This is a genomic window from Pseudomonas putida, from assembly GCF_002025705.1.
GTDB classification, from domain to species: Bacteria; Pseudomonadota; Gammaproteobacteria; order Pseudomonadales; family Pseudomonadaceae; genus Aquipseudomonas; species Aquipseudomonas putida_J.
Window position 1 is genome coordinate 2,101,094 of the sequence record NZ_CP018846.1, and the last position, 24,475, is coordinate 2,125,568.

At 65.3% G+C, this 24,475-nt stretch carries 20 protein-coding genes; 9 read left to right on the forward strand and 11 right to left on the reverse strand.

What is annotated here, in order from left to right:
• Nucleotides 1-161: 161 nt before the first annotated feature.
• Together BUQ73_RS09580 and BUQ73_RS09585 are read left to right on the forward strand one after the other, a co-directional pair.
• Entirely contained in the window at nt 162-656 is a 495-nt protein-coding gene (locus BUQ73_RS09580; protein ID WP_079227618.1) for a GNAT family N-acetyltransferase, read from the forward strand.
• Between the two features lie 140 nt (nt 657-796).
• Nucleotides 797-2,887 carry a putative bifunctional diguanylate cyclase/phosphodiesterase gene (locus BUQ73_RS09585; protein ID WP_079227619.1) on the forward strand — a complete coding sequence of 697 codons (2,091 nt, stop codon included), beginning with the start codon at nt 797-799 and terminating at the stop codon, nt 2,885-2,887.
• 133 nt (nt 2,888-3,020) lie between these two features.
• Here BUQ73_RS09585 and BUQ73_RS09590 read toward each other — a convergent pair whose 3' ends face one another.
• Complete coding sequence (locus BUQ73_RS09590) at nt 3,021-3,845, reverse strand: aldo/keto reductase (protein ID WP_079227620.1); 825 nt, start codon at nt 3,843-3,845, stop codon at nt 3,021-3,023.
• Between the two features lie 225 nt (nt 3,846-4,070).
• Between BUQ73_RS09590 and BUQ73_RS09595 the strand changes: the two genes are divergently transcribed.
• On the forward strand, nt 4,071-4,949 hold the full coding sequence (locus BUQ73_RS09595) for a DMT family transporter (RefSeq protein ID WP_027920406.1): 879 nt from the start codon (nt 4,071-4,073) through the stop codon (nt 4,947-4,949).
• Between the two features lie 155 nt (nt 4,950-5,104).
• Here the strand turns inward: BUQ73_RS09595 and BUQ73_RS09600 are convergent, their stop codons facing one another.
• The 3 genes from BUQ73_RS09600 to BUQ73_RS09610 are packed head-to-tail and all read right to left on the reverse strand — an operon-like array spanning nt 5,105 to nt 8,923.
• Nucleotides 5,105-6,556 (reverse strand): aldehyde dehydrogenase family protein, encoded by a 1,452-nt coding sequence (locus tag BUQ73_RS09600; RefSeq protein ID WP_079227621.1) that lies wholly within the window; start codon nt 6,554-6,556, stop codon nt 5,105-5,107.
• Entirely contained in the window at nt 6,553-7,521 is a 969-nt protein-coding gene (locus BUQ73_RS09605; RefSeq protein WP_079227622.1) for an NAD(P)-dependent oxidoreductase, read from the reverse strand. The genes BUQ73_RS09600 and BUQ73_RS09605 overlap by 4 nt, the downstream gene beginning before the upstream one ends.
• 10 nt (nt 7,522-7,531) lie before the next feature.
• Nucleotides 7,532-8,923 (reverse strand): NAD(P)/FAD-dependent oxidoreductase, encoded by a 1,392-nt coding sequence (locus BUQ73_RS09610; RefSeq protein ID WP_079227623.1) that lies wholly within the window; start codon nt 8,921-8,923, stop codon nt 7,532-7,534.
• Nucleotides 8,924-9,120: 197 nt separating this feature from the next.
• On the opposite strand from BUQ73_RS09610, the gene BUQ73_RS09615 reads away from it, so the two are divergent.
• Nucleotides 9,121-10,182 (forward strand): GlxA family transcriptional regulator, encoded by a 1,062-nt coding sequence (locus tag BUQ73_RS09615; RefSeq protein ID WP_079227624.1) that lies wholly within the window; start codon nt 9,121-9,123, stop codon nt 10,180-10,182.
• A gap of 147 nt (nt 10,183-10,329) precedes the next feature.
• Here BUQ73_RS09615 and BUQ73_RS09620 read toward each other — a convergent pair whose 3' ends face one another.
• Genes BUQ73_RS09620 through BUQ73_RS09630 form a run of 3 tightly spaced genes read right to left on the reverse strand, consistent with a single transcriptional unit; the run spans nt 10,330 to nt 12,421 of the window.
• Nucleotides 10,330-10,668 (reverse strand): RidA family protein, encoded by a 339-nt coding sequence (locus tag BUQ73_RS09620; protein WP_079227625.1) that lies wholly within the window; start codon nt 10,666-10,668, stop codon nt 10,330-10,332.
• A gap of 11 nt (nt 10,669-10,679) precedes the next feature.
• Nucleotides 10,680-11,030 (reverse strand): cupin domain-containing protein, encoded by a 351-nt coding sequence (locus BUQ73_RS09625; RefSeq protein ID WP_079227626.1) that lies wholly within the window; start codon nt 11,028-11,030, stop codon nt 10,680-10,682.
• A gap of 11 nt (nt 11,031-11,041) precedes the next feature.
• A complete protein-coding gene (locus tag BUQ73_RS09630; RefSeq protein ID WP_079227627.1) occupies nt 11,042-12,421 on the reverse strand; it encodes an MFS transporter in 1,380 nt (459 codons plus the stop codon).
• Between the two features lie 349 nt (nt 12,422-12,770).
• Between BUQ73_RS09630 and BUQ73_RS09635 the strand changes: the two genes are divergently transcribed.
• Nucleotides 12,771-14,249 carry an FAD-dependent oxidoreductase gene (locus BUQ73_RS09635; RefSeq protein WP_079227628.1) on the forward strand — a complete coding sequence of 493 codons (1,479 nt, stop codon included), beginning with the start codon at nt 12,771-12,773 and terminating at the stop codon, nt 14,247-14,249.
• Between the two features lie 108 nt (nt 14,250-14,357).
• Here the strand turns inward: BUQ73_RS09635 and BUQ73_RS09640 are convergent, their stop codons facing one another.
• From BUQ73_RS09640 to BUQ73_RS09650, 3 genes are all read right to left on the reverse strand, one after another.
• Nucleotides 14,358-15,140, reverse strand: coding sequence for an NAD(P)-binding domain-containing protein (locus tag BUQ73_RS09640; RefSeq protein WP_079227629.1), 783 nt, complete (start codon nt 15,138-15,140; stop codon nt 14,358-14,360).
• Nucleotides 15,141-15,152: 12 nt separating this feature from the next.
• Nucleotides 15,153-16,472 carry an NAD(P)/FAD-dependent oxidoreductase gene (locus BUQ73_RS09645; RefSeq protein ID WP_079227630.1) on the reverse strand — a complete coding sequence of 440 codons (1,320 nt, stop codon included), beginning with the start codon at nt 16,470-16,472 and terminating at the stop codon, nt 15,153-15,155.
• A 156-nt stretch (nt 16,473-16,628) separates the two neighbouring features.
• Nucleotides 16,629-17,168 (reverse strand): GNAT family N-acetyltransferase, encoded by a 540-nt coding sequence (locus tag BUQ73_RS09650; RefSeq protein WP_079227631.1) that lies wholly within the window; start codon nt 17,166-17,168, stop codon nt 16,629-16,631.
• A gap of 108 nt (nt 17,169-17,276) precedes the next feature.
• Between BUQ73_RS09650 and BUQ73_RS09655 the strand changes: the two genes are divergently transcribed.
• Nucleotides 17,277-17,900, forward strand: a complete 624-nt coding sequence (locus BUQ73_RS09655) for a glutathione S-transferase family protein (RefSeq protein ID WP_079227632.1) — start codon at nt 17,277-17,279, stop codon at nt 17,898-17,900.
• An 88-nt stretch (nt 17,901-17,988) separates the two neighbouring features.
• On the opposite strand, the gene BUQ73_RS09660 is transcribed toward BUQ73_RS09655, so the two are convergent.
• Nucleotides 17,989-20,076 (reverse strand): TonB-dependent receptor family protein, encoded by a 2,088-nt coding sequence (locus tag BUQ73_RS09660; RefSeq protein WP_079227633.1) that lies wholly within the window; start codon nt 20,074-20,076, stop codon nt 17,989-17,991.
• A gap of 499 nt (nt 20,077-20,575) precedes the next feature.
• On the opposite strand from BUQ73_RS09660, the gene BUQ73_RS09665 reads away from it, so the two are divergent.
• The 3 genes from BUQ73_RS09665 to BUQ73_RS09675 are packed head-to-tail and all read left to right on the forward strand — an operon-like array spanning nt 20,576 to nt 24,468.
• The gene (locus tag BUQ73_RS09665; protein WP_322114588.1) at nt 20,576-22,273 is read left to right on the forward strand and encodes an ABC transporter substrate-binding protein; all 1,698 of its coding nucleotides are present in this window, start codon (nt 20,576-20,578) and stop codon (nt 22,271-22,273) included.
• Nucleotides 22,270-23,202: an ABC transporter permease gene (locus BUQ73_RS09670; protein WP_079227635.1), complete on the forward strand. Its 933-nt coding sequence runs from the start codon at nt 22,270-22,272 to the stop codon at nt 23,200-23,202. The genes BUQ73_RS09665 and BUQ73_RS09670 overlap by 4 nt, the downstream gene beginning before the upstream one ends.
• Nucleotides 23,203-23,223: 21 nt before the next feature.
• Complete coding sequence (locus BUQ73_RS09675) at nt 23,224-24,468, forward strand: acyl-CoA dehydrogenase family protein (protein ID WP_079227636.1); 1,245 nt, start codon at nt 23,224-23,226, stop codon at nt 24,466-24,468.
• The last annotated feature ends 7 nt before the right edge of the window (nt 24,469-24,475 follow it).

Consider the following 24,475-nt stretch of genomic DNA (forward strand, 5'->3'; position numbering starts at 1 on the left):
TCGCTGGCAAGGCCAGCTTCCACAAGAAGACAGTTGCTCCCACAGGTACTGTGCAGAACTCAGACCAGTGATGAACCTGTAGGAGCGGGTTTACCCGCGAAAGGGCCAGTGCAGGCAATACAAAAGCCTTAGAATGGTCTTTTCCCCGAGCCATCCCCACCATGCTGCCCATCGAACTGTTGCCCACCACCCCCGACCAGGCCGAACTGATCCGCAACCTCTATCAGTTCTACGCCTATGAGTCCTCCGACTGGGAGCAGGAAGACGTCGAGGTGGACGGCCGCTTCTACATCCACGAAGAACACCTGCAGCGCTACTGGCAGTCCCCAGGCTGGAGCGCCAGCCTGGTGCTGGTGGATGGTTTCATCGCCGGCTTCGTGCTGGTCGAGCGCAGCGAACTGCCCGGCATCGAAGCGCTGGAACTGGCCGACCTGTTCATCCTCAAGCGCTACCGGCGCCAAGGCATTGGCCGCGCCGTGGCCAACCAGTTCCTCGCCAGCCCAGGTGACTGGCTGCTGCGCTGCTATGCCCTGGACCCGATCGCAGTGGCGTTCTGCAAGGCTGTGGTGGCCGACCTGCACCGGCCGGTGCAACAGATCTTCCCCGACGATGGGCCGGACCTGCTGACCTACCAGGTGACTTCCGTCCTCCACTGACTGCTGGTTGATACAGCAAAATTCTGTGACCCACTTCACAAAACTGACTCGCAAGGCATAATGCCAGCACTGCTTTACAAGACTCGGCCAGCTCTGGCTGGGGGTTCCTTTCGTGCACGTCGCAGGTTCAGGTAAATTTCATGTCGCTAGTCGCAAGCCCCGACATCATGTACCGGCTGTTGATCCAGAGCGTGGTGGACTATGCCATCTACCTGCTCACCCCCGACGGTTTTGTCGCCAACTGGAACCCCGGCGCCCAGCGGGCCAAGGGCTATCGCGCCGAGGAAATCGTCGGCCAGCATTACTCGCTGTTCTACAGCGAGACCGAGCGTGCCGCCGGCTTGCCCGAACAGAACCTGGAACAGGCTCGCAGCACCGGCCGTTTCGAAGAGATCGGTGCCCGCCTGCGCAAGGACGGCACGGCCTTCCACGCCCATGTGGTGATCGAGGCGGTACGTGACGACCACGGCCAGCTGGTCGGCTTCGCCAAGGTCACCCGCGACATTTCCGAGCGCCGCCAGCAGGAGCTTGAGCTTTTGCAGGCCAAGGAACTGGCCGAGCAGTACAGCCAGGAAATGGCCAACCTGTCGCAGTTCCTCGACTCGGTGATCGCCAACATCCCCGCCAGCGTCATCGTTCAGGACCTGGAAAGCCAGCGCATCCTGCTCGCCAACCAGCAGGCCGAGCGCCTGTTCGGTGGCCGTGGCAAGCCAATGATCGGCCACACGCCCGGGGAGTGTCTGGCACCTGCTGCGGCGCAATACCTGGAGACCCAGCTCAGCCGTGGCGCGCGCAGCAGCAAGGGCTTTGCCGCCGAAACCCGTGTCGATACCGCCTGTGGCCCGCGCACCTTGCGCAGCCGCGCATTGCTCAGCCAGCAGTGCGAGGGCCAGGCGGATTACGTGCTGTTCGTGGCCGAAGACGCCACCGAAGAACTGGCCGCCCATGCGCAGATCCACCACATGGCCCACCATGACGCGCTCACCGGGCTGCCCAACCGCACCTTGTTCCACGAGCGCCTCAAGCAGGCCCTGGTGCGCGACCACGAAGGTGAAAAGCTCACCGCCGCGCTGTGCCTGGACCTGGACAACTTCAAGAACATCAACGACTCCCTCGGCCACGCCTTTGGTGACAAGCTGCTGCGCGCGCTCGGCAAGCGCCTGCGCCGCGAGTTGCGCGAGCACGACACCCTGGCCCGGCTGGGCGGTGACGAATTCGCCGTGGTGCTGACTCACCTGGACAGCCGCGAAGCAGCCTGCAATACCGCCAGACGCCTGATCGAGGCAATCTGCCCGCCATTCCAGATTGAGGGCCACCAGTTCTCGGTGGGTGTGAGCATCGGTATCGCCATCGCCCCCGACGACAACGACCAGGCCGAGCAACTGCTCGGTTACGCCGACATGGCCTTGTACGAGGCCAAGCGCAACGGCCGCAACCGCTATGAGTGCTTCCACCTCGAACTGGATGTCGCCGCCCGCCAGCGCCGCCTGGTGGAAACAGACCTGCGCACCGCCCTGCACCTGGGGCAATTGCACCTGCACTACCAGCCGGTGGTGGATCAGCTGACCAACAGCGTGACCGGCTACGAAGCGCTATTGCGCTGGGAGCACCCGACCCGGGGCATGGTCATGCCCATGGACTTCATACCCATCGCCGAGGAAACCGGGCTGATCCACGAGCTCGGCACCCGCGCGTTGAACCTGGCGTGCCAGGAGGCGGCCAGCTGGGGTACCGAGCAGACCGTATCGGTAAACCTGTCGCCGGTGCAGTTCAAGAACGCCAACCTGGTCCACATCGTGACCCTGGCCCTGGCCGACTCTGGGCTGGCGCCGCAGCGCCTGGAGCTGGAGATCACCGAGTCGGTGCTGCTGGGCAACAGCGAAGAGAACGTGCGCACCTTGCGCGCCCTGAAAGACCTGGGTGTGTCGATTTCGCTGGATGACTTTGGCACTGGCTACTCGTCGCTGGGGTACCTGCGTTCGTTCCCGTTCGACCGCATCAAGATCGACAAGTCGTTCGTGCATGACATGTGCGACAGCCGCGAAGCGATGTCGATCATCCGCGCAATTACCGAGCTGTCCAACAGCCTGATGATCAAGACCACGGCAGAAGGGGTGGAGTCGGAGGAGCAGATGCGGCGGCTGCGGGCGGAAGGGTGCTCGCATTTCCAGGGCTACCTGTATGGGCGGCCAGCGCCGGCCAGTGAGCGGTTGAAGCAGGTTTGTGTGTAACGTTTGAGGGCCCTGGGGGCTGCTTTGCAGCCCAGCGCGACACAAGGCCGCTCCTACAGGGGAACGCTTGTAGGAGCGGCCTTGCCGGGGCGCCGGACCGGTCGGATAGGGCCGCAAAGCGGCCCCCGGTTTATCAGCTATTCCAGTCAGGCGCAAAGTCCGGGCTGACCACCCGCTGATCCTTCGGCAACCCGGCAATCAGTGCCCGGTCCGCCTCATCCAGCCGCACCTCCAGCGCTGCCAGGTTGGCCAGCTGGTTTTCCCGGCTGCTGGCCTTGGGAATCACCGCCACCCCATCCTGGTCCAGCAGCCACTTCAACGCCACCTGGCTCGGCAGCACGCCATGCTTGCGCGCGATCTCGCGGATCACCGCCTGCTCCGCCGCACGGCCGCGGGCCAGCGGGGTGTAGGCGGTCAGCAGCAGGTCATGCTGGCGGGCGTAGTCGAGCAGCGGTTGCTGGCTGAGCAGCACGTGGTACTCGACCTGGATCGCCGACAGCGGCGCGCCCAGATCCTCGATCACCCGGCGCAGCAGGCCGAGCGGGAAGTTTGCAACACCGATGCTGCGCGCTTTGCCCTCGTCGCGCAGGGCCACCAGGGTTTCGATACTGCGGGCCAGGTCCCAGTCCTTGCCGGGCCAGTGGATGTGGAACAGGTCGACTTGCTCGGTGCCCAGCGCACGCAGGCTGTCTTCCAGCGACTGGCGCATGGCCTTGGGCTCCAGGCGGTCCCACCAGACCTTGGTGGTCAGGTGGATCTGCTCGCGCGGCACGCTGCTGTCGCGCAGCGCCTGGCCGACGGCGGCCTCGTTGTCGTAGGCGGTGGCGGTGTCGATGTGCCGATAGCCCAGCTCCAGCGCCTGGTGCACCGCGCGGGTACACGCGTCGCCGGTCATCGGCCAGGTGCCCAGGCCGATGCAGGGCAGGTCAAGGCCGTTGCGGGTGGTGAGCCGTTGCATGAAAACTCCTTGTTCGAGGTCGAGGGTCCGTTATCGATGGTGCGCGCTTTGCCAGGCACGGGCCATGCGGGTGAAGTGGAAAGTGGTCGATAAGCGAACGGAATGGCAAACGTCCCACGTAAAGCGTGGAAATGAACTTCCTCAAGTTGTCGTATCTCTTCTAGAATCCGTGCTGTCGCACCTTCCCCTGGCGCAGCATGCAGCCGCGCCGCCGTCGAGAACGCCATGAGTTCCAGCACCCCGCTGTCCGGAGTCAACCAACCCCTGCGCGGCATCGCCCTGGTGGTGGTGGCGACGCTGCTGTTCGCCAGCCACGATGCCTTGTCCAAGTTCCTCGGTGGGCTGTACCCGATCGTCATGGTGGTGTGGGCTCGCTATGTGGTGCACACGTTGCTGATGGCCGGCATTTTCCTGCCCAAGGCCGGCCTGAATGTACTGCGTACGCGGCGCCCGGTGTTGCAGACCTTGCGCGCGCTGAGCCTGCTGAGCACCAGCCTGCTGTTCACCACCGGCCTGCAATACCTGCCGCTGGCCGAAGCGACCTCGGTCAACTTCCTTGCGCCAGTGCTGGTGACCGCGTTGTCGGCGCCCTTGCTCAAGGAGCGGGTGACAGCAGGGCAGTGGGTGGCGGTGGTGCTGGGCTTTATCGGTGTGCTGGTGGTGGTGCACCCCGGTGGCGCGATGTTCACGCCGGCCATCCTGTACCCGTTCGGTTCGGCGCTGGGCTTCTGCTTTTACCAGCTGCTCACGCGCATCCTGGCGGCTTACGACAGCCCGACTACCAGCAACTTCTACGCCGGGTTGTGCAACACCTTGGTGATGAGTGCGCTGGTGCCGTTCTTCTGGGAAGTGCCGCGCTGGGACCATGGGTTGCTGATGCTGGCCCTGGGTGGTTTCGGCATGAGTGCGCATCTGCTGCTGACCCAGGCCTTCCGCCATGCCGCACCTGCGTTGCTGGCACCGTTCAGTTACTGCCAGATCGTGTTTGCCGGGTTGCTGGGGTTGCTGATCTATCGCCAGGTGCCCGACAGCGCGAGCCTGCTGGGGATTGCGATCATCTGCCTGAGTGGTCTTGGGGCTGCCTGGATGCAGCGCAAGAAGTGAAAGGTATCTGCTGGGTTTGAAATTGCTGGGGGCGCTTTGCGCCCCTATCCGACCGGTCCGGCGCCCCGGCAAGGCCGCTCCTACAGAGAAACGCGGCCTCCCTGTAGGAGCGGCCTTGGGTCGCGATAGGGCCGCAAGGCGGCCCCATGGCCCTGTCAGGCCAACTGGTAGGTGGTCTTCACCCGGGTAAAGAACTGCCGCGCATGGGTCCCTTGCTCCCGCGACCCCAGGCTCGATGCACCATTGCCACCAAACGGCACGTGGTAATCCACCCCCGCCGTCGGCAGGTTGACCATCACCATGCCGGCCGAACTGTTGCGCTTGAAGTGTTCGGCATGGCGCAGCGAGGTGGTGACGATCCCGGCCGACAAACCAAACGCAGTGTCCTCGGCGGCGGCAAAGGCTTCGTCGTAGTCACGCACCTTCAGCACGCTCAGTACCGGCCCGAAGATCTCTTCGCGGTAGATGCGCATGTCCGCTGTCACCTCGGTAAACAGCGCCGGGGTGAACAGATACGCCCCCGCCGCGTTTTCCACCTGCTCGCCACCACACACCAGTTTCGCCCCTTGTTCACGGCCGCTGGCCACGTACGCCAGGTTCTGTTCCAGCTGCCGGCCATCGACCACCGGGCCGATGTCGGTGCTGGCCTGCAACGCATCGCCCACCTTCAGCGCACGGGTACGCTCGGCCAGGCGTGCGACGAAGGCATCGTGGATGCCCTCGGTGACGATCACCCGCGAACTCGCCGTACAGCGTTGCCCGGTGCTGAAGAACGAACCGTTCAGCGCCACTTCCACCGCCTGCTCCAGGTCGGCATCGTCGAGCACGATCAGCGGGTTCTTGCCGCCCATTTCCAGCTGCACTTTCTTCATGCCCTCGGCCGCCAGCCGGGCGATCTGCCGGCCGGTGTTTTCCGAGCCGGTGAAGCTGATGCCATCGACCAGCGGCGAGCGGATGATCGTGTCGCCAACACTGCGCCCCGGCCCGATCAGCATGTTGAACACACCTGCCGGCAGGCCGGCGCGGGAGATGATCTCGGCCAGTGCCCAGGCCGAGGAGGGCACCAGCTCGGCGGGCTTGAACACCACGCAATTGCCGAAGCACAGCGCCGGGGCAATCTTCCAGGCCGGGATGGCGATCGGGAAGTTCCACGGGGCAATGATGCCGACCACGCCCAATGGCTGGCTGAACACGTCGATGCCCACGTCCTGGCGCACCGACTGGTACTTCTCGCCCTCGGCGCGCAGTGCCTCCTGGGCGTAGAACTTGAACGAGCGCCCGGCGCGGTCCACTTCACCGAGCGCCTCGCGGACGATCTTGCCTTCCTCGCGGGCCAGCAGGGTGGCCAGCTCCTGGCGGCGGGCGAGGATCTCGCTACCGATGAAGTCCAGCGCGTCAGCGCGTTGCTGCGGGTTGCTGCGCGCCCAGCCGGGTGCGGCACGGCGGGCGGCGGTCAGGGCCTGTTCGGTCAGCGCCTGATCGGCGCGCACGAAGCGCTCGATCACTTCGTCAGGGTTGGACGGGTTGCGGTTTTCCAGCCTGTCGCTGCCGCTGTCCAGCGCGACGAAGGCGCCATCGACGTAACTGCTCTTGGTAACCAGGGTCATGCGCTACGGATCCTTTTGCTGGCGTTATGGCGGGCGACGAAGTCGCTGATGTTGTCCACGGCGCTGTCCATCAGCTGCTGCATGGCGTCTTCGCTGCTCCAGGCGATGTGCGGGTTGAGCAGGAAGTCGTCACGGCCGATCAGCTGGAACAGTGGGTTGCTTGGGTGCAGCGGTTCGACCTCCACCACATCCAGGGCCACGCCGCCCAGGCGGCCGTTTTGCAGCGCAGCGATCAATGCCGCCTCATTGACCACACCACCACGGCCGGTATTGACCACCACGGCATCCGGCTTCATCAGTGCCAGGCGGTCAGCATCGATCAGGTTGTAGGTTTCGGGCGTCAGCGGGCAGTTGATCGACAGCACGTCGCAGCTGCGCAGCAGTTCGGCCAAAGGCCGGCAGTCGGCACCACGGCGCTTGCCCGCACGGTCCTCGAACAGCACCTGCATGCCCAAGGCGCGCGCCAGCTCGGCCAGGCGCACGGCAATCGGGCCGCTGCCGATGATCGCCAGTTGCTTGCCACGCACATCGCGGATGCGGTGGTCGAAGTAGATGTTCTTGTACTCGGCCTCACCGGCATGTACCTGGCGCATCAGCCGGGTGAAGGCGGCCGGGCGGCGGAACAGTTCGAGGATCATCGCCAGGCTGTGCTCGGCCACGGTGTTGGCGGCGTAGCCCGGCACGCTGGCCACTTCGATGCCGTGGGCGTTGCAGTAGTCGACATCGACGATGTCGCGGCCGGTCAGGGCCAGCGAGATCATTTTCAGCTTGGGCAGCTGGCGCAGGTGCTCCTCACGCAGCGGCACGCTGCAGGTGAAGGCGATGGTGGCATCCTTCAGGTGCTCCAGCATCTGCTCAGGGTGGGTGTAGGCAAACTGCTGCCAAGTGTGCTCGCAGTCCGGGCGCTTGAGCCGGGTGGAGGGCGCCAGTCCCTCGTCGTCGAGCAGGACGATATGTTCGCTCATGCTGTCTTCCTTATTTTTTCTGCGCCGGCACATAGCCGGCCGGGGCCATGCTGACCAGTTGGCGGGTGACGAAACCGGCGTCCTGGTCGTGGTCTTCCAGCGATTCCTTGCGTACCAGGGCATCACGCACCATGTGCGCGCCGAAGAAGCGGAATGGCTCTGGCGGCAGCAGCTTCATCTTCTGATTGACCAGGCCGCAGTTGGCCCACTCGTCATTGGCATGGGTAGCCAGCGACTTGATGATGCGGCTGGCGAACACGGTGGTGGCCACGCCATTGCCCGAGAAACCGATGCCGTAGCTCACCGTCTGGTGCTGGTCGAGGTAGCCGAAGTTGGGCAGGCCTTTCATGGCCCGGTCGATCGGGCCGGTCCAGCTGCTCACCACTGGCACATCTTCCAGCTGCGGGTACAGGCGGCGCAGTTCGGCGGCGACCTTGTCGGCGGCCGGCGAGGGTTTTTCATACAGGTTGCCGATGCGCCCGGCATAGGCGAACTGGCCCAGCGGCTTGCCGAATACCACACGGCCATCCGGGGTGTTGCGCCAGTAGTTGAGCACGGTGCGCGAGTCGGTCATGCATTCGCCACGGCTGAAGCCGATGGCGTCGAGCTTGGCCTTGACCGGTGCGGTGGCCACCATGTCGCTGGACATGATCGCGATCATCCGGCGCAGCTCGGGGAACTGCGCACCCCAGGCGTTGAGCGCCAGCACCACATGGTTGGCCTTCACATGGCCTTTGGCAGTGTGCACCACCGGGTGCTTGCCGCGGACCAGGTGGGTGAATGGCGATTTCTCGAAGATCTTCACCCCCAGCTTCAACGCCACCCGGCGCAGGCCACGGGCGAGCATGGCCGGCTGCACGGTGGCGGCGTTAGGGTCGAAGATGCCGCCCAGCACCAGCGGCGAGCCGACGCGGCCGCGGATGCTTTCGCGGTCCATTTCCTGGAACGGGTTGACGTCGAGTTTCTGCAGGCCGTCGGTGAGCACCCGCCAGGAATTCATCTGCCGCTGGTTGGTCGCGGTCCACAGCCAGCCGTCCTTGCGGTACTGGGCATCGATGCCGTGTTCCTGGCAGAAGCTGCCGATCTCGTCGATCGCCGATTCTGCCGCCTCGCAGATGCGCCGCGCCTCGACGTCGCCGCAGATGGTGCGCACCGACAGGTACTTGCCCCACCAGTTGGTGGCGATGCCGCCGTTGCGCCCGCTGGCGCCAGAGCCGCAGCGGTCGCGTTCGACGATGACGATGGACATCTGTGGGTGTGCCTGCTTCAGGCGGATGGCCGACCACAGGCCAAGGAAGCCGCCGCCGACGATACACACGTCGGCTTGAATCGAATCCTGCAGGGCAGGGGCCAGGTCGCTGTCCAGGTCGAGTGCCTGGGCATACCAGAATCCGCGGTACATGAGGGGTGCCTCTGAGCATGTTGTTGTGGCTACATGATGCTCAGCACGGCGTGTGGCCCGATATTACAGTCATGACAATTGATAGAACGGCGGCGCGTTTTGTCATGGACTTACTATTTGTCGTGCGGCATATGATATGCCGGACGCCGGGTGCACCCTACAATGGCGTTATTCAGCAGGTCATGAGGCCGACGTTCATGGTTGCGCAACTACAAGAACAACAATCACAAACCCCCGAGCCCACCGCGCAGATCAAGCCAGAGCTGCGTGTCGGTTTCGTGCTGATGAACCAGTTCACCCTGGTGCCGGTGGCCGGCCTGGTCGACTCGTTGCGCTTTGCCGCCGACAAGTCGTTCCGCAGCCAGCAGGTTTACTGCCAGTGGGACTGGATGACCCTCGACGACCAACCGATCACCGCCAGCTGCGGCATGCCGATTTCGCCGACCAAGTCGCTGAACCTGTTCGCCCAGTACGATTACGTGGTGCTGGCGGGCGGCCTGCTTGGCGAAACGCGCAATCCGCCGGGCTGGCTGCTCGACGCCTTGCGCGACGTGCATGCCGCCAACATCCCGATCATCGCCCTGTGTTCCGGCTCGTTCGTGCTCGGCAAGGCCGGCCTGCTCGATGGCCGCCGTTGCGCGGTGCATTTCACCTTGCGCGACGAGTTCCGCGAGCGCTTCCCGCTGTCGACCATGGTCATCGACAAGAGCTACGTCGATGACCGCGGCATCATCACCTGCCCGGGTGGCACCGCCATCGACCTTGCCGCCAACCTGATCCGCCGCCACTGTGGCGCGGTGCGGGCGCAGAAGGGCCTGGAGTATCTGCTGGTGGATGAGCGGGCGGAGGAGGCGAGCGACAAGGCTGCCAGCGACAGCGTGTACCAGAACGACCGGGTGCAGCGGGCGATTGCCTTCATGCGCGCCAACCTGGATGCGTCGATGACGCTCAAGGCCGTGGCCGAGGCGGTGGGCACCCACCCGCGGCAGTTGCACCGCGAGTTCGTCGCCAACACCCAGGAGCCGCCCGCCAACTACTGGCGCAAGTTGCGCCTGGACCATGCACGGCGCCTGCTGGTGAACACCAGCCAGAACATCACCACCATCGCCCTGACCTGCGGGTTTTCCGATGCGTCGCATTTCATTCTGTGGTTCCGCAAGCAGTATGGTGAAACACCTTACAGCTTCCGCAAGCGCCGGCATGAAGTGGAGCGCTTCGACTGGCATGGCGACAAAGTAGGCCTGGACCCGGATCTGTAACCTGCTCGTGTAGGAGCGGCCTCGTGTCGCGAAAGGGCCGCAGAGCGGCCCCAGCAATCTTTGCATTTAAGCTGAAAGCCTGGGGCTGCTGTGCAGCCCTTTCGCGACACGAGGCCGCTCCTACAGGTGATTTGCCAGTCAGTTCAGCTAAAGCTGCCCGAACGCCTGAATCTCGATCCGGTATTCAGGCGTCGCCAACGCGGCCCCCACACAAGCCCGCACCGGCGGCTGGCTCCCGACCCAGGCGTCATACACCTCGTTCATCGCCGCAAACTCGCCCATGTCGGCCAGCCAGATCTGCATGCGCGTGAGGTTCTGCTTGCCAGCCCCGATCTGTGCCAGCCACTGCTCCAGCTGGGCCAGCACGCAGCGGGTCTGCGCGGCGATATCACCGGCTTGCAGGGCTACCAGCCCCGAGGTCTCGATGCGCCCATCCACCAGCACCATCTGGCTGGCCCGTGGGCCTGGGTTGATCCGTTCGATCATCTGCCAGCTCCTCAGAACAGCACGTAGGTTTTGCGCAGGGTTTCGTGGATGTGCCACACCCCTTCGCAGTTTTCCGGGAACAGCACCGCGTCGCCGGCACGCAGCTCGACCGGTTCGCCGCCGTCGGGGGTGAAGGTGCAGCTGCCGCTGACGATATGGCTGAACTCGCGGTTCTTGAGGAAGCGGCGGAACACGCCCGGGCTGCTTTCCCACACACCGATGCTGGCGCCGACCGCCTCATCGGTCTGGTCCTGGGCTGATGCTGCGTGGGCGATCGGTTCGCCGATCGGCAGGCGGGCAGGGGTCGCTTCGCCCAGCAGCGAGGCAGGGGCATTGCGGACAACGGTAAGGACTTGGCTCATTACGGGTTCCTTCAGGCTTTACGAGCGACAGTTTTGTAAGTTGGCGAAGCAGTGGCGGCTTGCCCACCCAGGGCTGCGGCCTGCTGCAGGTCGAGCTTGCTGGTCTCGGGGGCCAGCCACCAGGAGATCAGCGCGCCGAACAGCGAGATCAGGGCCGCAGCGAACATGGTGTTGGCCACGCCATAACTGGCCAGGGAGATCGGTACCAGGTAGGTGCCCACGGCGGCGCCGATGCGCGACAGCGAGGTAGCCAGGCCCACGGCGGAAGCGCGGATCTCGGTAGGGAACAGCTCATTGGGGTACACGTATTCCAGCACCTGGGCACCGCCGATCAGCACCGCGTAGGCGCCGAACAGCACCAGCACGGTGGTTGGCGAAGCGTCAGGGAACACGCCCAGCAACACCAGCGACAGGCCTGACCAGAGGAAACTGTGGATCAGCATCTTGCGCCGGCCCAGGCGGTTGATCAGCAGGGTCGCCACCAGGCAGCCGAGGGTGAACAGGAAGGTGATGGCGATCGAGCCGTAGGCGGCCCAGTCGCCGGTCAGCTTCAGCGCCTGCAGCACCTTCGGGGCGAAGGCATAGATGGCGAACAGCGGCACGATGGCGCAGGTCCAGAACAGCGTGACGAAGGCCATGCGCTTGCCGTAGCCAGAGTGGAACAGCGACCACAGCGACACCGGTTTGCCGCTGCTTTGCTCGGGCAGGTCGGCAACCGAGTAGCTCGGGCCATAGACCTTCTTGATCACCGCGTCGGCTTCGGCGGTGCGGCCCTTGCTCAGCAACCAGCGCGGCGACTCCGGGGTGCCGCTGCGGGCAATCAGGAACAGCACGCCCGGCACCAGGGCGCTGGCCAGGACCCAGCGCCAGCCGTCGTCACCGCCCACGCGCAGCAGCAGCTCGCCCACCACGTAGGCCACGGCGGCGCCGGCGAACCACATCAGCACCATGGCGGCAAGCAACGGCCCGCGCTGTTTGCGTGGCAGGAACTCGGCCAGCAGCGACGTGGCGATCGGGTAGTCGGCACCGACCGCGATGCCGATCAGCAAGCGCCAGGCAAACAGCGCCCAGGCCGATTCGACCCAGAACTGTGCCACCGAGAAACCGACGATGGCGATCAGGTCCACCAGGTACAGCACCTTGCGTCCGTACTTGTCGGTGAACCAGCCACCGATAAAGCCGCCAAGGAATACGCCGATCAACGCCGATGCAGCGATCAGGCCTTCCCAGAAAGCCGACAGCTGCAAGGCGTTGGTGATCTGCAGCATGGCCACGCCGATGATGCTCAACACATAGCCATCGAGGAACGGGCCGCCAGCGGAGTAGACGGTCAGTTTGCGGTGGAAGGCGTTCAGCGGAGCATCTTCGACAGAGCGTTTGGATGTGGTCATTCAACTTGCCTCTTGTTGTTATTCACGCATCAGCGTCGCGGCACTATGGCACTGGCCTCGCGGGGCTCCATATAACGGCTGGGACGAGTCATGGGATGCGCTGGCAAGGCCTGCTCGGGGCTTATGCAAGTTGTCCTGGATGTTCTAGAGGGAAGGGTGAGGGCTTTTCTATCGTGGGCTGGCGGACAAACTTTGCATTTGCCCTGCTGGCCTCTTCGCGGGCAAGCCCGCTCCCACAGTCACTGCACACTGCTTGAAGTCTGTGCAATCCCTGTGGGAGCGGGCTTGCCCGCGAAGAAGGCGACGCAGACCTTCCAGAACAAGCACAAGAATCCGGAAACTGAAGATCATGACCCGTCCCCCCTTGGAATCGTTCGACGGCGACCACTACGACGTGGTGGTCATTGGCGCCGGTGCGGTTGGCTGCGCCGCCGCCCGGCAGCTCGCCGCACGCAACTTCCGCACCTTGCTGGTCGACCGTGGCGACATCGGTGCCGGCACGTCGTCGCGCTCCAGCCGCATGCTCTATTCGGGCCTGGGCTACCTGGCCGCGCGCTATCCGCTGTGGCAGATCCCGTTTCGCCCGCTCGACATGTGGCAACGCCTGCGCTACACCCGCCAGGTGATGCGCTGCCGCGCCGAGCTAGTGAAGGACATGCCCGGGCACCTGACCAGGCACCGTTTCCATTACCCGTTCCGCAAGGGTGACCGCTACCCGCCGTGGCTGGTAGACATGGGCTTCCGCCTGGTCGAGGCGCTCGGTGGCTGGAAGGTACCGCTGGCCTACCGCCGCCAGTCGGCGCAGCAGGCGGCCGAAGACAGTGCCATGGCCGCCGGCCTGGGTGGGCCGCTGCGTGGTGTGGGGGTGTTCGAGGAATACATGTACGCCTGGCCCGAGCGCATCTGCGTCGACACCGCGCTGGATGCACAGTGGCGCGGCGCGACGGTGCGCACCTACACCCGCGTCAGCCAGCTGCAGCGCAGCGAAGGCCAGTGGCGGCTGACCCTGGACGAACAGGCACCCGAAGCCCTAGGCCAGGCGCACGTGACAGCCAAGGTGGTGATCAACGCCGCAGGGCCCTGGGTTGATCGTGTGGCGGGCGCAGCCGATAACGGCCCGCGAGTGCTGGGCATCAAGGGTGTCAACGTCATGGTACGGCTGCCCGAGGCCTATCGCGGCCAAGGCCTGGAGGCGTTCTCCAGCAAGGGTGAGCCGTACTACGTGTTCCCCTGGCGCGAATTCCACTTCATCGGCCCGACCGAGTCGCACTTCACCGACGACCCGGACACCGTGCGCGTCGAGGACGGCGAGGTCGACTACATCCTCGCCGAGGCCAACCAGCTGTTCCCCGCCCTGCAGCTGACCCGTGCCGATGTGCAGCACTGCTGGTGCGGCGTGCGCCCGACCTCGACCCTGGATGGCCGCAGCACCTACCTGCCGGTGCGCCTGAGCGAGGCGGCCGGCAAGCCGAACCTGCTGACCCTGACGGGCTCGACCATCATGCTCCATCGCCATGCGGCGCGGGTGATCGCCCGTGGCGTCGAGGCGCGGCTGGGCAAGCGGGGCAAGGCGCCCAAGGGCATGATCGAACGCGAGCGCATCGATGGCGACGACATTGCCCGCATCGTTGGCCGCGAGCATGTAGTCAGGCTGGTGGACCTGGTGCGTCGGCGTTTGCCGTGGGGGCTCGACCCGGACCTGGGGCGTGAGCGGGTGGAGCAGCTGTCACACCGTGCGGCAGTGGCGATGGGCTGGTCGGAAGCGCGGCGGCAGGAAGAATTGAAACACTTTGAAGAGGACACTGCCCGGGTGTATCGCCAGCTCTAGATATGCATGAAGGCTGCAGGCCTCATCGCGGATAAATCCGCTCCTACAGGGATCGCATAGCCCTTGTAGGAGCGGATTTATCCGCGATAGGGCCAGAACGGGTAAACGCTATCGCCCAGCCAACCCCGAACGGGTCAGCAAGGCATCCAGCACCACCTCGCAAGCCGCCCCCCAGCTGGCACTTGCCGGCTGATGCATCAGCACCGCCAAGCCATCGGCAGTAAAGGTCCCGGGCGTGGCAATGGCCTGCCCCAGGGCCTTCAAGGTGTACTCCGGCTGGTGCTGCGCGCTGGTCACGCAGTCCTGCATGTTGCCCAGCACCAAAGCACGCGCCTCAGCCGCCGGCAGGCCCTTGTCGGTCAGCCACTGCTGCAGGTCATGCAACAGGAAGTAGAACCAGCCATTCATGCACGCTGCCACCGTGGCCAGCTCGAATGCCGGCTCATCCTGCACCACCACCAAGTTGCCCAAAGGCCCCAGGGACTGCTCGGTCAGCGCGTCCGCCGGGCAAACCACCACGGTGGACTGGTTGTACTGCGCCGCATACGACAGCATCACCCGCACGCAATGCGCGCCAGGGAAGGCCGTGGCCAGCAGCGCCAGGCTGACCCCGGCGGCCAGCGATACCAGGCGCTGGCCGGGGCGCAGGCGCACCTCGCTGGCCAGCTGCCCCAGTGAGTCCGGGCGCACGCCGAGGATCACCAGGTCAGCCTGGTCGACCACCGCCTGGTTGCTCGGCAGTACCTCACAACCGTGCTCGGCCGCCAGCACCTCGGCGCGCTGCGCGTTACGTGGCGACAAGTAGAGCTTGCCCCCGAACCCGCTGCGGCGCAGGCCGACCACCACTTTTTCGGTCAGCTCGCCGACCCCGAGAATACCCAGGCTATGCATGTTGCCTCCTTATCAGCTTTCCAGGCCGGCGCGGCGCTGGCCCCAGTGCAGGTTCAGGTTGACCCCGACACTCAGCAGCGGTTCCGGCGGGTTGCGGTTGGGCCCGTCGGAGCCAAGCAGGAAGTCGATCAGCTCGTCGCGCTCGCCGCTCAGCCAGTCGGCCAGCAAGGTACCGGTGGCAGTACCGCGGGTGATGCCCAGGCCGTTGCAGCACAGTGCCGCGTGCACGTTCGGCGCCAGGGTGCCGAAGTGCGACAGGTGGTTGCGCGACAGGCACATCGAGCCACCCCAGGTGAACTCGAACGGCAGCCCCGAGAGCATCGGGAAGCGCCGTTCGAACGACTCGCGGTGCTGGCGGCCGGCACGGTCCAGGTAGCGCTGTTGGGCACGGCCATTGGCATTGAAGCTGAAGCTGTTGCGCACCAGCAGGCGCTGGTCCGGGGTGCGCCGCAGGGTGCTGCCGAACGGGTCGGCAGGGATGATGCCCCAGGTGGCCTTGCCACCCAGGCGAGCCTGCTCGTCTTCGGTCAGCGCACGGGTCATGCTGGCGTAGGTGAAGATCGGCAGCAGGCGGCCCGGCAGGAAGCCGAAGTACGAGGCGAAGGCGTTGTTGGTCAGCAGCAGCTGGTCGGCGACGATCTCGCCGTGGGCGTGCTTGAGGGTGATGCGCCGGCCTTGTTCCAGGCGGGTGATGGTGGTGCCTTCGTACAGCGTGACGTTACCTGGCAGGCTTTCGGCCAGACCCTTGGCCAGCGCGGCCGGCTGCAGCAGCTGGGTGCCGGGGGTGTACAGCGCCTTGCGATAGAAACCGGTGCCGAAATGTTCGGGCAGGTCGCGGGCGTCGATCATTTCATAGGCTTGGCCGAGCTTGTCGAGGCCGCTGCGATAAGCCTCCAGCACCGCCAGCCCCTTGTCTTCGACCGCGGCCTGGTACTTGCCGTCCGGGCGGATCTGGCAGTCGATGCCGTGCTGGTTGATCAGCCCGCGCAGGATCGACTGGGCGCGCAGGTTGAGCTTGAGGTTCATCCGTGCGGTGGCCAGATCGCCGATGTAGTCAGGGGCGCCGATGTCGTGGGGCAGGTCGATGGCAAAGCCGGAGTTGCGCCCCGAGGCGCCGAAGCCGACTTCCTGCGCCTCGACCAGGATGATTTCGTCGTCAGGGTGGTGAAGCGCCAGTTGCCGCGCCGCGGCAAGGCCGGTGAAGCCCGCGCCGAGCACCACCCAGCGCGCCTCGCTCCGCCCCCGGTGCGCGGCGCGTGGCTGGCGCTTTGGGCTGAGGTGGAACCAGCCGCAACCGTTGTCGTCCGCGGGGGTAGAGGTGTTTCTGTACATGGGGGTTTTATCCGTGTTGTTTTCTCCACTATCGCACCGGGGGTGGCGAGGGGCATATAACGCGAGGGACGGGAGTTGGGATGTTTTGGCTGATGCCCTCACCGCCGGCAAGCCAGCTCCCGCACGGACTGCACAGTCGTCGGAACCTGTGGCGGGTTACGCACTGCCCATGCGCCCAGCCGCTGGGCGGCGATAGAGCGGCCGCGGGGTACTGGGGTCGAGCTCGGTCAGCTGGCTGCCAGCCGCCACGAACCCGGCACGTTCGGCCAGGCGCTGGCTGGCGTGGTTGTCGATGTCGGTGGTAAGCCACACCGGGGCATCCACGGCGTCCAGCAGGCAGGTCAGCGCTTCGCGCATCAGGCCCTTGCCACTGCTGGCCCGGTTCGCCCAATAGCCCACTTCATACTCGTCATTGCCGGGGCGCAGGCCGATGCAGCCAATCACTTCGCCGCTGTCTGCGGCCAGCACGAAATAGCGCTTTTCCTTGGCCGGGTCGAGGAACTCCTCGGCGCTCAGTTGCAGGCTGTCGCGCACTTCACTCAAGGTCCAGTCAGGCTTGGCCCAGGCCAGGAAGGGTTGGTGCAGGGGGTAGCTGTCGATCAGGGCCTGTTGCAGCTGCAGGGCGAAGGCGGGGGCGGGGCGGACCAGCAAGGTGCGTGGAGTGGACAGCGTACGGGGCAGCGTGGGGTAGGGCATGGTGGCCTTCCTGGCGGGTTGATCGGCGCATGTAAGCATACTTTTGTGTAGTCTGTGTTGACCCCGCGTGGGCCAGCCGATCATTCAATGGAAACTGAAGGTCACCCTATGTCCGACTACAAGCTGCATTGCTTCGCCGAATCCGGCAACGCCTACAAGGCTGCGCTGATGCTTGAACTCACCGGCCAGGACTGGCAACCGGTGTTCGTCGATTTCTTCAATGGCCAGACCCGCGAGCCGCAATGGCGCGACGAGGTCAACGAGCAAGGCGAGGTGCCTGTGCTTGAGCATGTAGGGCAGCGGCTGACCCAGTCGGCGCTGATTCTCGAGTACCTGGCCGAGCGCACCGGCCAGTTTGGCCCGCGCGACGACAACGAGAAACGCGAGATCTGGCGCTGGATGCTGTTCGACAACCACAAGTTCACCAGCTACTACGCTGTGCTGCGTTTCCTGCTGTGCCTGAAGAATACTGGCGAGACCGATGTGACGGGCTTCCTGCGTGAGCGCGCCACGGCGGCGTACCGGATTGTCGATGCGCACCTGGCAAAGACGCCGTTCATGGTGGGCGGGCGGCTGACCATTGCCGACCTGTCGCTGGCGGGGTATGTGTTCATGCCGGAGGATACCGGGATCGTGTTGACCGAGTTCAGCCATATCGAGGCGTGGAAGCAGCGGATCCAGGCAGTGCCGGGGTGGAAGCACCCCTATGACTTGATGCCTCGCACGGCATAAGCCTGTACCGGCCTCTTCGCGGGTAAACCCGCTCCTACAAGGTCCGTGTAGGAGCGGATTTATCCGCGATAGGCCGCCACAGGAAAAATCAGTAACGAACCTCAACCCCTACATAAGCCCCGATCCCATCCCCCGGCCAGAACGACGCAGTATCCAGCCCGCGCGCGTTGTACACCGGCGTCACAGCCGTCACGTACGCCTTGTTCGCCAGGTTCTTCAGGTCCAGCGACACCTTCCAGTTGCCCTTCGGCGCTTCATACCCCAGGTTCGCCCCCCAGATCGTGTACGACGGCGCATACAGGCTGTTGGCATAGTCCACCGCCGTGCGCGATGCCGATTGCACATTCACCCCGGTGTACCAGCCGCTGTGGTCCTGGTACTGCAACTCGCCCTGGTAGATATGCTTGGGCACGCCCGGCAGCTGGTTGTCGCCGAAGGTGTCGTCATGCCGGTAGTAGAAATCGTTGTAGGTGTACGACTGGCGCCAGCGCACCAGGTCGCCCTGGTGGTTGTCCCACAGGCGCGTGTTGAGCCCGGCCTCGACACCCTGGTGGATGGTCGGCGAGGCGTTGAACGCGCCGGTAACGGCTGCCGCGGTAGAGGTGGCGGGGATGATCTGCACGTTCAGCAGCTCGTCGTGGATCCACGAACGGTACAGCGCCAGGCTGCCGTCGAAGATACCGTGCGAACCCTTGATGCCGACCTCGAAGGTGTTGGCCTTCTGTTCCACCAGCGGGCGGATGTACGGCAGGGTCGGGCCGGAACCTGAGTACTCCCATGAGGCGGGTGGGTCGATGCTGCGGCTGAAGTTGGTGAACACCTGCAGCTCAGGGCTGAACTCGTAGCGCAGGCCGATACGCGGGGCGACGCTCCAGTTGTCGTAGTCGACGTGCTGCGGGAAGGTGGTGGTGTTGGGGTTCACCGCGTAGTCGATGTTGACTTTGCGCCGCACGTTGATGAATGACACGCCACTGGTGAGCCACAGGTTGTCGACCAGGTTGATGTCGTTGCCCAGGGCGATTACCCGGTCGAACGAGTCCTTGTAGTTGACCTGCTTGAGCGACACCTTGTCGCCGTTGGCCGAATCCACCCCGCCGCGCAGGTGCTGGGTCGAAGTGAAGGCGATGTTGCTGCGGCTCTCGTGGCCGAACAGGTAGTCGACGCGGTCGTAGCCCAGCAGCAGGCCGAGGTCGTGCCAGTCCCAGTAGCTGGGGTTGCTCGGGCTGCGCGGGCTGTTGGTGTGGCGGTAGTCGTGGTACGACAGGCCGAAGGTCAGGCGTGCATCGTCGTCGAAGGTGTAGGTGGTCTTGCTGCCGACCCAGATGCTGCCCGGGCGGCGCGCACCGGCGCCGCTGCTTTCGGCGGTGGCGCTGGCCCGGCGCGGGTGGTGCAGGGCGTTGTCGAGGGTGGTGGCGCTGGGGTCGTTGTGGGTTTCGTCGCGGTAGCGCAGCAGCAGGCGGGTTTCCAGCTTCGGGCTGAAGCGGTAGCCAGCGTTGGCGACGATGCCAGAGCTTTTCGACAGGCTGTAGTCGCGGTAACCGTCGTTGCGGTAGTTGTCGGCCTGCAGGTAGTAGTCCAGGTCGCCTTCGACGCCGCCGTAGCTGATGCTCTGCTTCTGGTAGTGGTAGCTGCCGGCCTCGGCGCGCACGCGCAGGCCGGGGGCGCTGTAGCCGCTGTGGTTGACGAAGTTGACCGCGCCACCGAGGGTCAGCGCGCCGTACTGGAAGGCGTTGGCGCCGCGCAGGATCTCGGTGTAGTTGACGCCGCTGGCGTTGAGGAATTCATACGGGGTGCCGCCGGGGCCGGTCAGCGGCAGGCCGTCGAAGAGGAACTTGATGCCTTCGCGAAAGTAGCCGGGCGAGGTGTTGGCACCAGAGCCACGGATCGAGATCTTCGCCGCGTCGTTACCGCCGGTGGACTGCACGAACACGCCGGGCTGGTAGGCCAGGGTGTCCTGCAGGGTGGCGGTACGGCCTTTGGCGACCTCTTCGCTGTCGACCACGCTGGTGCCGCCAGGCACTTCGGCGAGGGCGCTGGCGGCCTGTTGCACTTCAGTCTGCTTGGCGGCCTGCACGGTCACCGTGCCCAGGGTCGGGTCAGCGGCCAGTACCGTGGCCGGGGCCAGCAGGGCCGTGGCCACGGCCAGGCGCAGTGGATGGAGTTGAATCGCACGCATCGTTGTATTCCTTGAAAGTCATCGTAGGTCCTCGGCGTTCTATGGGAATAGTCAGGCCTGTCAAAACAGGTGAGAGCAGTTTCTGTGCCAGCTGGCAAAAGGCCTGAAAGTTGGGCGTTTGTCGGGTTGTTAAGTGTGTGGTGGTGAACGAAACAGTAAGTTTTGTTGTGCCTGTGTTGTGTTTCGAACAGCGCCGGTTATATACAAATATCCAAATTAATCGGAGAGCCGTGTGGGAGCGGGTTTACCCGCGAATGCGGCAGTAAGCCCACCGCCGTATTCGCGGGTAAACCCGCTCCCACAGAGCTTGAGCCGCCTGGCTGTTGGTATTCCAACAGCGAGCGGGCAGTTTGTTTGCCTGGCAAATTTGGTTATTTACCAATCCCCAGTAAATACGCACGTAAAAGGCTGGCACGACAACTGCAACAACACTTTATGTAGCCGTCTATATAAAGGGCCTGCTGTGCAGCCAAATGTCCGATTATTCAAGTTATGCCTGTTGGCCAGTGCGCTGTTAGTTGCCGCCTGTTCACCCGCCACGCCACCACCCACCCAGGGCACCCTGAAAGGCGAAGCGGTCAGTGAAGTGAATGGCGTGATGCGCTACCCGGCCAGCGACTTCGTCGAGCAGCAGGCTGGCCAGCGCGGCGGCACCTTGCGCGTGTCGGCTGCGACCGACGCCGGCAGCTTCGATATCCACGCGTTGTCCAACGGCAACATGCAGTGGATGGGGCGCATTCTCTTCGACTGCCTGGTCTACCAGGCCGAGGATGGCACCCTGACGCCGTGGCTGGCCAAAAGCTGGGAGATCAGCGCCGACGGCCTGACCTACACCTTCCACCTGCGTGACGACGTCACCTTCAGCGACGGCGAACGCTTCGACGCCGAAGCGGTGCGGGTCAACCTCGAACACATGCGCGACCCGAAGACCAAGTCGCCGCTGGCCGCTGCCTACATCGCGCCCTACCTGCGCGGCAGGGTGGTCGATGCTTTCACCTTCGAGGCCACCTTGAGCGCGCCCTATGCGCCGTTTCTCGATGTGCTCTCGCAAGCCTGGCTGGGGATGATCTCGCCGCGGCAGATCAGCGAGGCGCCCGCGACCATCGCCAGCCAGCCGATCGGCACCGGGCCGTTCGTGTTGACCGGATGGGTGCGTGACCAGCGCGCCAGTTTCACCCGCCGCCCGGGCTACAACTGGGCGCCTGCGGCGATCAACCACCAAGGTGAAGCCTACCTCGACGGCATCGAGCTGAGCTACGTGCCCGAAGCGATGATCCGCTATACCTCGCTGGAAGCCGGCGACAACGACATGGCCCTGGACGCCCCGGCACAGAACGCAACGGCGATCCGCGCCAACCCGCAGCTGACCTTGCGCAACCGCATCCGCAAAGGTAACCCGGCGCGCAGCATCACCTTCAATGTCGAGCGCGTGCCGTTCGATGACGTGCGGGTGCGCCAGGCGGTGGCCAAGGCCATCGACCGCGACGGCCTGGCGTGGATCTCCGGTTTCGGCGAGTACCTGGCCAAGGGTGACTTTCTTGCGGTGAACACCCCCGGCTACGACCCGGTGGCGCGCGATGCGCTGGCCTTCGACCCGGCAGCAGCGGCGCGGCTGCTCGATGCCGCCGGCTGGAGCGGGCGTGATGCCGAGGGCTATCGCACGCGCAACGGCCAGCGCCTCGGGGCGACCTTGCTGACCTACGACAACCCGGCGTTCCCGGCCAATGTCTCGGTGGCCGCCCAGGCGGACCTGCGCAAGGTCGGCTTCGACCTGCGCATCGAGCTGCTGCCGATCAGCAAGGTCATGGAGCTGCGCTACCTCGGCAACTTCGACGCCCTCGGCGGCGGCTACTGGCACACCAACACCGCCGACGGCCTGTACATCCTCTACCACAGCCAGTCGATCCCTAGCGCCAGGATGATCGGCCAGAACGTTGGCCACTTCCGTGATGCCAGCCTTGACCAATTGCTCGGCGAAGCCCGCCGCAGCACCGACCCGGCGCAACGCCGCACGCTGTATCGCCAGGCCCAGCAACGCCTGGGCGAGACCGTGCCGGCGGTGCCCTCGGTGGAAAGCCAGATGCTGCTGGCCTACCGCAATGTGCTTGGCGGCGTGCTGTTCGACGGCTCGCACAACGTTCCGCTGTTCACCAGCGTGTGGCTGGACGCTCGAGCACAGCAAAAGGAGCAACCATGAACCTGCTACTGACCTTGCTGCGTCGCCTGCGCGACGGCGTGATCGTGTTGTGGGCGGCGGCCAGCCTGACCTTCCTCGGCATGCAGCACAGCGGTGGCGACACCGCCCTGGCCATTCTCGGTGGCCCGGACGCCATGCCAAGCGCAGCAATGCTGGCCCAGGTGCGTGCCGAATATGGCCTCGATCAGCCGCTTTGGGTGCAGTACGGCCATTACCTGCTGCGCCTGGCCCAGGGTGAGCTGGGCGAGTCGTACCGGTTGCGCATTCCGGTCGGCCAGGCGATTGCCGAGCAGGCCGGCGCGACCCTGGCCCTGGCCAGCAGCGCGGCCGTGCTGGCCGTGCTGCTGGCGCTGGCCTCGGCGCTGCTCACCGCCAACCGTGGGCGACGCCTGCGGGCGCTGGTGTCGGGCATCGAACTGGTGCTGTCCTCGGCGCCCAACTTCGTGATCGGCACGGTGCTGCTGCTGGCTTTCGCCTTCTACTTCCATGTTTTGCCGCCGTCCGGTTCCAGCGGCTGGCGCTCGCTGCTGCTGCCCAGCCTGGCCCTGGCGCTGCCGATCGCGGCGGTGCTGGCCCAGGTGCTGCGCCAGTCGCTGGAGCAGGTGCTGGAGCAACCTTTCATTACCCAGGCCCGCGCCCGCGGCATGGGCGATACCGCGGTGCGCCTGCGCCATGCCTTGCGCCACGCCCTGGTGCCACTGGTGACCCTGGCCGGCTACGTGTTCGCCAGCCTGCTCGGCGGGGCCGTGGTGCTCGAACTGCTGTTTGGCCGGCAAGGCATCGGCCGCCTGATGCTCGACGCCACCGCCACCAAGGATGTGCCGCTGGTGCTCGGTGTGACCCTGCTGGCAGCGGCCATCTACGTGCTGGTCAACCTGCTGGTGGACCTGGCGACCCACGCCATCGACCCGCGCACCGCGCGCCCCTGAATTCACGAGAAAGGAACCGTCATGAGTCAAACCCCGATTACCGATGCCGAACTGGATGAGCGCTTTGCGCCGTTGTACGCGCGCATCGCCGAAGGCGCGGTGGCCCGCGAGCAGCAGCGCACCCTGGCCCATGAACCGGTGGCCTGGCTGCGCGAAGCCGGCCTTGGCGCCCTGCGCGTGCCGCGCAGCCACGGCGGCCTTGGCGCGACCTTGGCGCAACTGCTGCGCCAACTGGTACGCCTGGGGCAGGCCGACTCCAACCTGCCGCAGATCTTCCGCGCCCACTTCGGTTTTGTCGAAGGGCGCCTGTCGTCCAAAGACGCTGCGTCCCAGGATTACTGGTTCGCCCGCGTGGTCGCCGGTGAGCTGTGGGGCGCGGCCATGGCCGAGCGCACCGACAGCACCGGCAATACCGTGCAGCTCAGTGAAGGCGAGGGCGGTTACCGCCTGGACGGTGAGAAGTACTACTGCACTGGCACTCTCTACGCCGACTGGGTCGCGGCGGTGGCCAACCACGGCGACGACTTCATCAGCCTGGCGGTGCCGACCCGGGCGGCGGGCGTGGAGCGGGTCGATGACTGGGACGGCTTCGGCCAGCGCCTGACCGGCAGCGGTACCACGCGCTTCACCCAGGTGAAGGTGCAACCGCAGCATCTGCTGCGGCGTTTCGCCAAGGGCGAGTTGCGCGCCGAGTCCTACCTGACTGCGTTCTACCAGGCGGTGCATTTGGCAACGCTGGCGGGCATCAGCCGTGCGGTGCTGGCCGACGCCGTGGCCTTCGTCCAGGGCCGCACCCGCGCCTTTGGTGTGCCGGGGCAGTCGCAACCGGCCGCCGACCCGCTGGTGCAGGCAGTGATCGGCCGGCTGTCGAGCCTGGCGTTCGCCGCCGAGGCCCAGGTGACTGCCGTGGGCCAGAGCCTGCAGACGGTGTTCGAAGCGGGGCAGCAAGGCGAGGTGCCTGAGCAGCTTTACACCGACGCCGAAATCCACGCGTTCCAGGCTCAGCAGATCGTTCTGCCGCAGGTGCTGCAAGCGTGCTCCTTGCTGTTCGAGGTCGGCGGCGCCTCGGCCACCAGCAATGCCCGGCGCCTCGATCGCCACTGGCGCAACGCGCGCACCCTGGCCTCGCATAACCCGGCGATCTACCGCGAGCAGGCGCTGGGCGACTATTACCTCAACGGCATCAGCCCGGCTCAGGCCTGGCGTGCCCGCCATGCTGCTGCCAGCCAAGGGCAAGGCAGCGGCGACGAAGCCAGCGCGGTCTGAACAGGAG

What these genes read in the sequence shown, in the direction of transcription:
- BUQ73_RS09580 (WP_079227618.1), top strand. Translation starts at nt 162, where the DNA reads ATGCTGCCCATCGAACTGTTGCCCACCACCCCCGACCAGGCCGAACTG.
- BUQ73_RS09585 (WP_079227619.1), top strand. Translation starts at nt 797, where the DNA reads ATGTCGCTAGTCGCAAGCCCCGACATCATGTACCGGCTGTTGATCCAG.
- BUQ73_RS09590 (WP_079227620.1), bottom strand. Translation starts at nt 3,845, where the DNA reads ATGCAACGGCTCACCACCCGCAACGGCCTTGACCTGCCCTGCATCGGC.
- BUQ73_RS09595 (WP_027920406.1), top strand. Translation starts at nt 4,071, where the DNA reads ATGAGTTCCAGCACCCCGCTGTCCGGAGTCAACCAACCCCTGCGCGGC.
- BUQ73_RS09600 (WP_079227621.1), bottom strand. Translation starts at nt 6,556, where the DNA reads ATGACCCTGGTTACCAAGAGCAGTTACGTCGATGGCGCCTTCGTCGCG.
- BUQ73_RS09605 (WP_079227622.1), bottom strand. Translation starts at nt 7,521, where the DNA reads ATGAGCGAACATATCGTCCTGCTCGACGACGAGGGACTGGCGCCCTCC.
- BUQ73_RS09610 (WP_079227623.1), bottom strand. Translation starts at nt 8,923, where the DNA reads ATGTACCGCGGATTCTGGTATGCCCAGGCACTCGACCTGGACAGCGAC.
- BUQ73_RS09615 (WP_079227624.1), top strand. Translation starts at nt 9,121, where the DNA reads ATGGTTGCGCAACTACAAGAACAACAATCACAAACCCCCGAGCCCACC.
- BUQ73_RS09620 (WP_079227625.1), bottom strand. Translation starts at nt 10,668, where the DNA reads ATGATCGAACGGATCAACCCAGGCCCACGGGCCAGCCAGATGGTGCTG.
- BUQ73_RS09625 (WP_079227626.1), bottom strand. Translation starts at nt 11,030, where the DNA reads ATGAGCCAAGTCCTTACCGTTGTCCGCAATGCCCCTGCCTCGCTGCTG.
- BUQ73_RS09630 (WP_079227627.1), bottom strand. Translation starts at nt 12,421, where the DNA reads ATGACCACATCCAAACGCTCTGTCGAAGATGCTCCGCTGAACGCCTTC.
- BUQ73_RS09635 (WP_079227628.1), top strand. Translation starts at nt 12,771, where the DNA reads ATGACCCGTCCCCCCTTGGAATCGTTCGACGGCGACCACTACGACGTG.
- BUQ73_RS09640 (WP_079227629.1), bottom strand. Translation starts at nt 15,140, where the DNA reads ATGCATAGCCTGGGTATTCTCGGGGTCGGCGAGCTGACCGAAAAAGTG.
- BUQ73_RS09645 (WP_079227630.1), bottom strand. Translation starts at nt 16,472, where the DNA reads ATGTACAGAAACACCTCTACCCCCGCGGACGACAACGGTTGCGGCTGG.
- BUQ73_RS09650 (WP_079227631.1), bottom strand. Translation starts at nt 17,168, where the DNA reads ATGCCCTACCCCACGCTGCCCCGTACGCTGTCCACTCCACGCACCTTG.
- BUQ73_RS09655 (WP_079227632.1), top strand. Translation starts at nt 17,277, where the DNA reads ATGTCCGACTACAAGCTGCATTGCTTCGCCGAATCCGGCAACGCCTAC.
- BUQ73_RS09660 (WP_079227633.1), bottom strand. Translation starts at nt 20,076, where the DNA reads ATGCGTGCGATTCAACTCCATCCACTGCGCCTGGCCGTGGCCACGGCC.
- BUQ73_RS09670 (WP_079227635.1), top strand. Translation starts at nt 22,270, where the DNA reads ATGAACCTGCTACTGACCTTGCTGCGTCGCCTGCGCGACGGCGTGATC.
- BUQ73_RS09675 (WP_079227636.1), top strand. Translation starts at nt 23,224, where the DNA reads ATGAGTCAAACCCCGATTACCGATGCCGAACTGGATGAGCGCTTTGCG.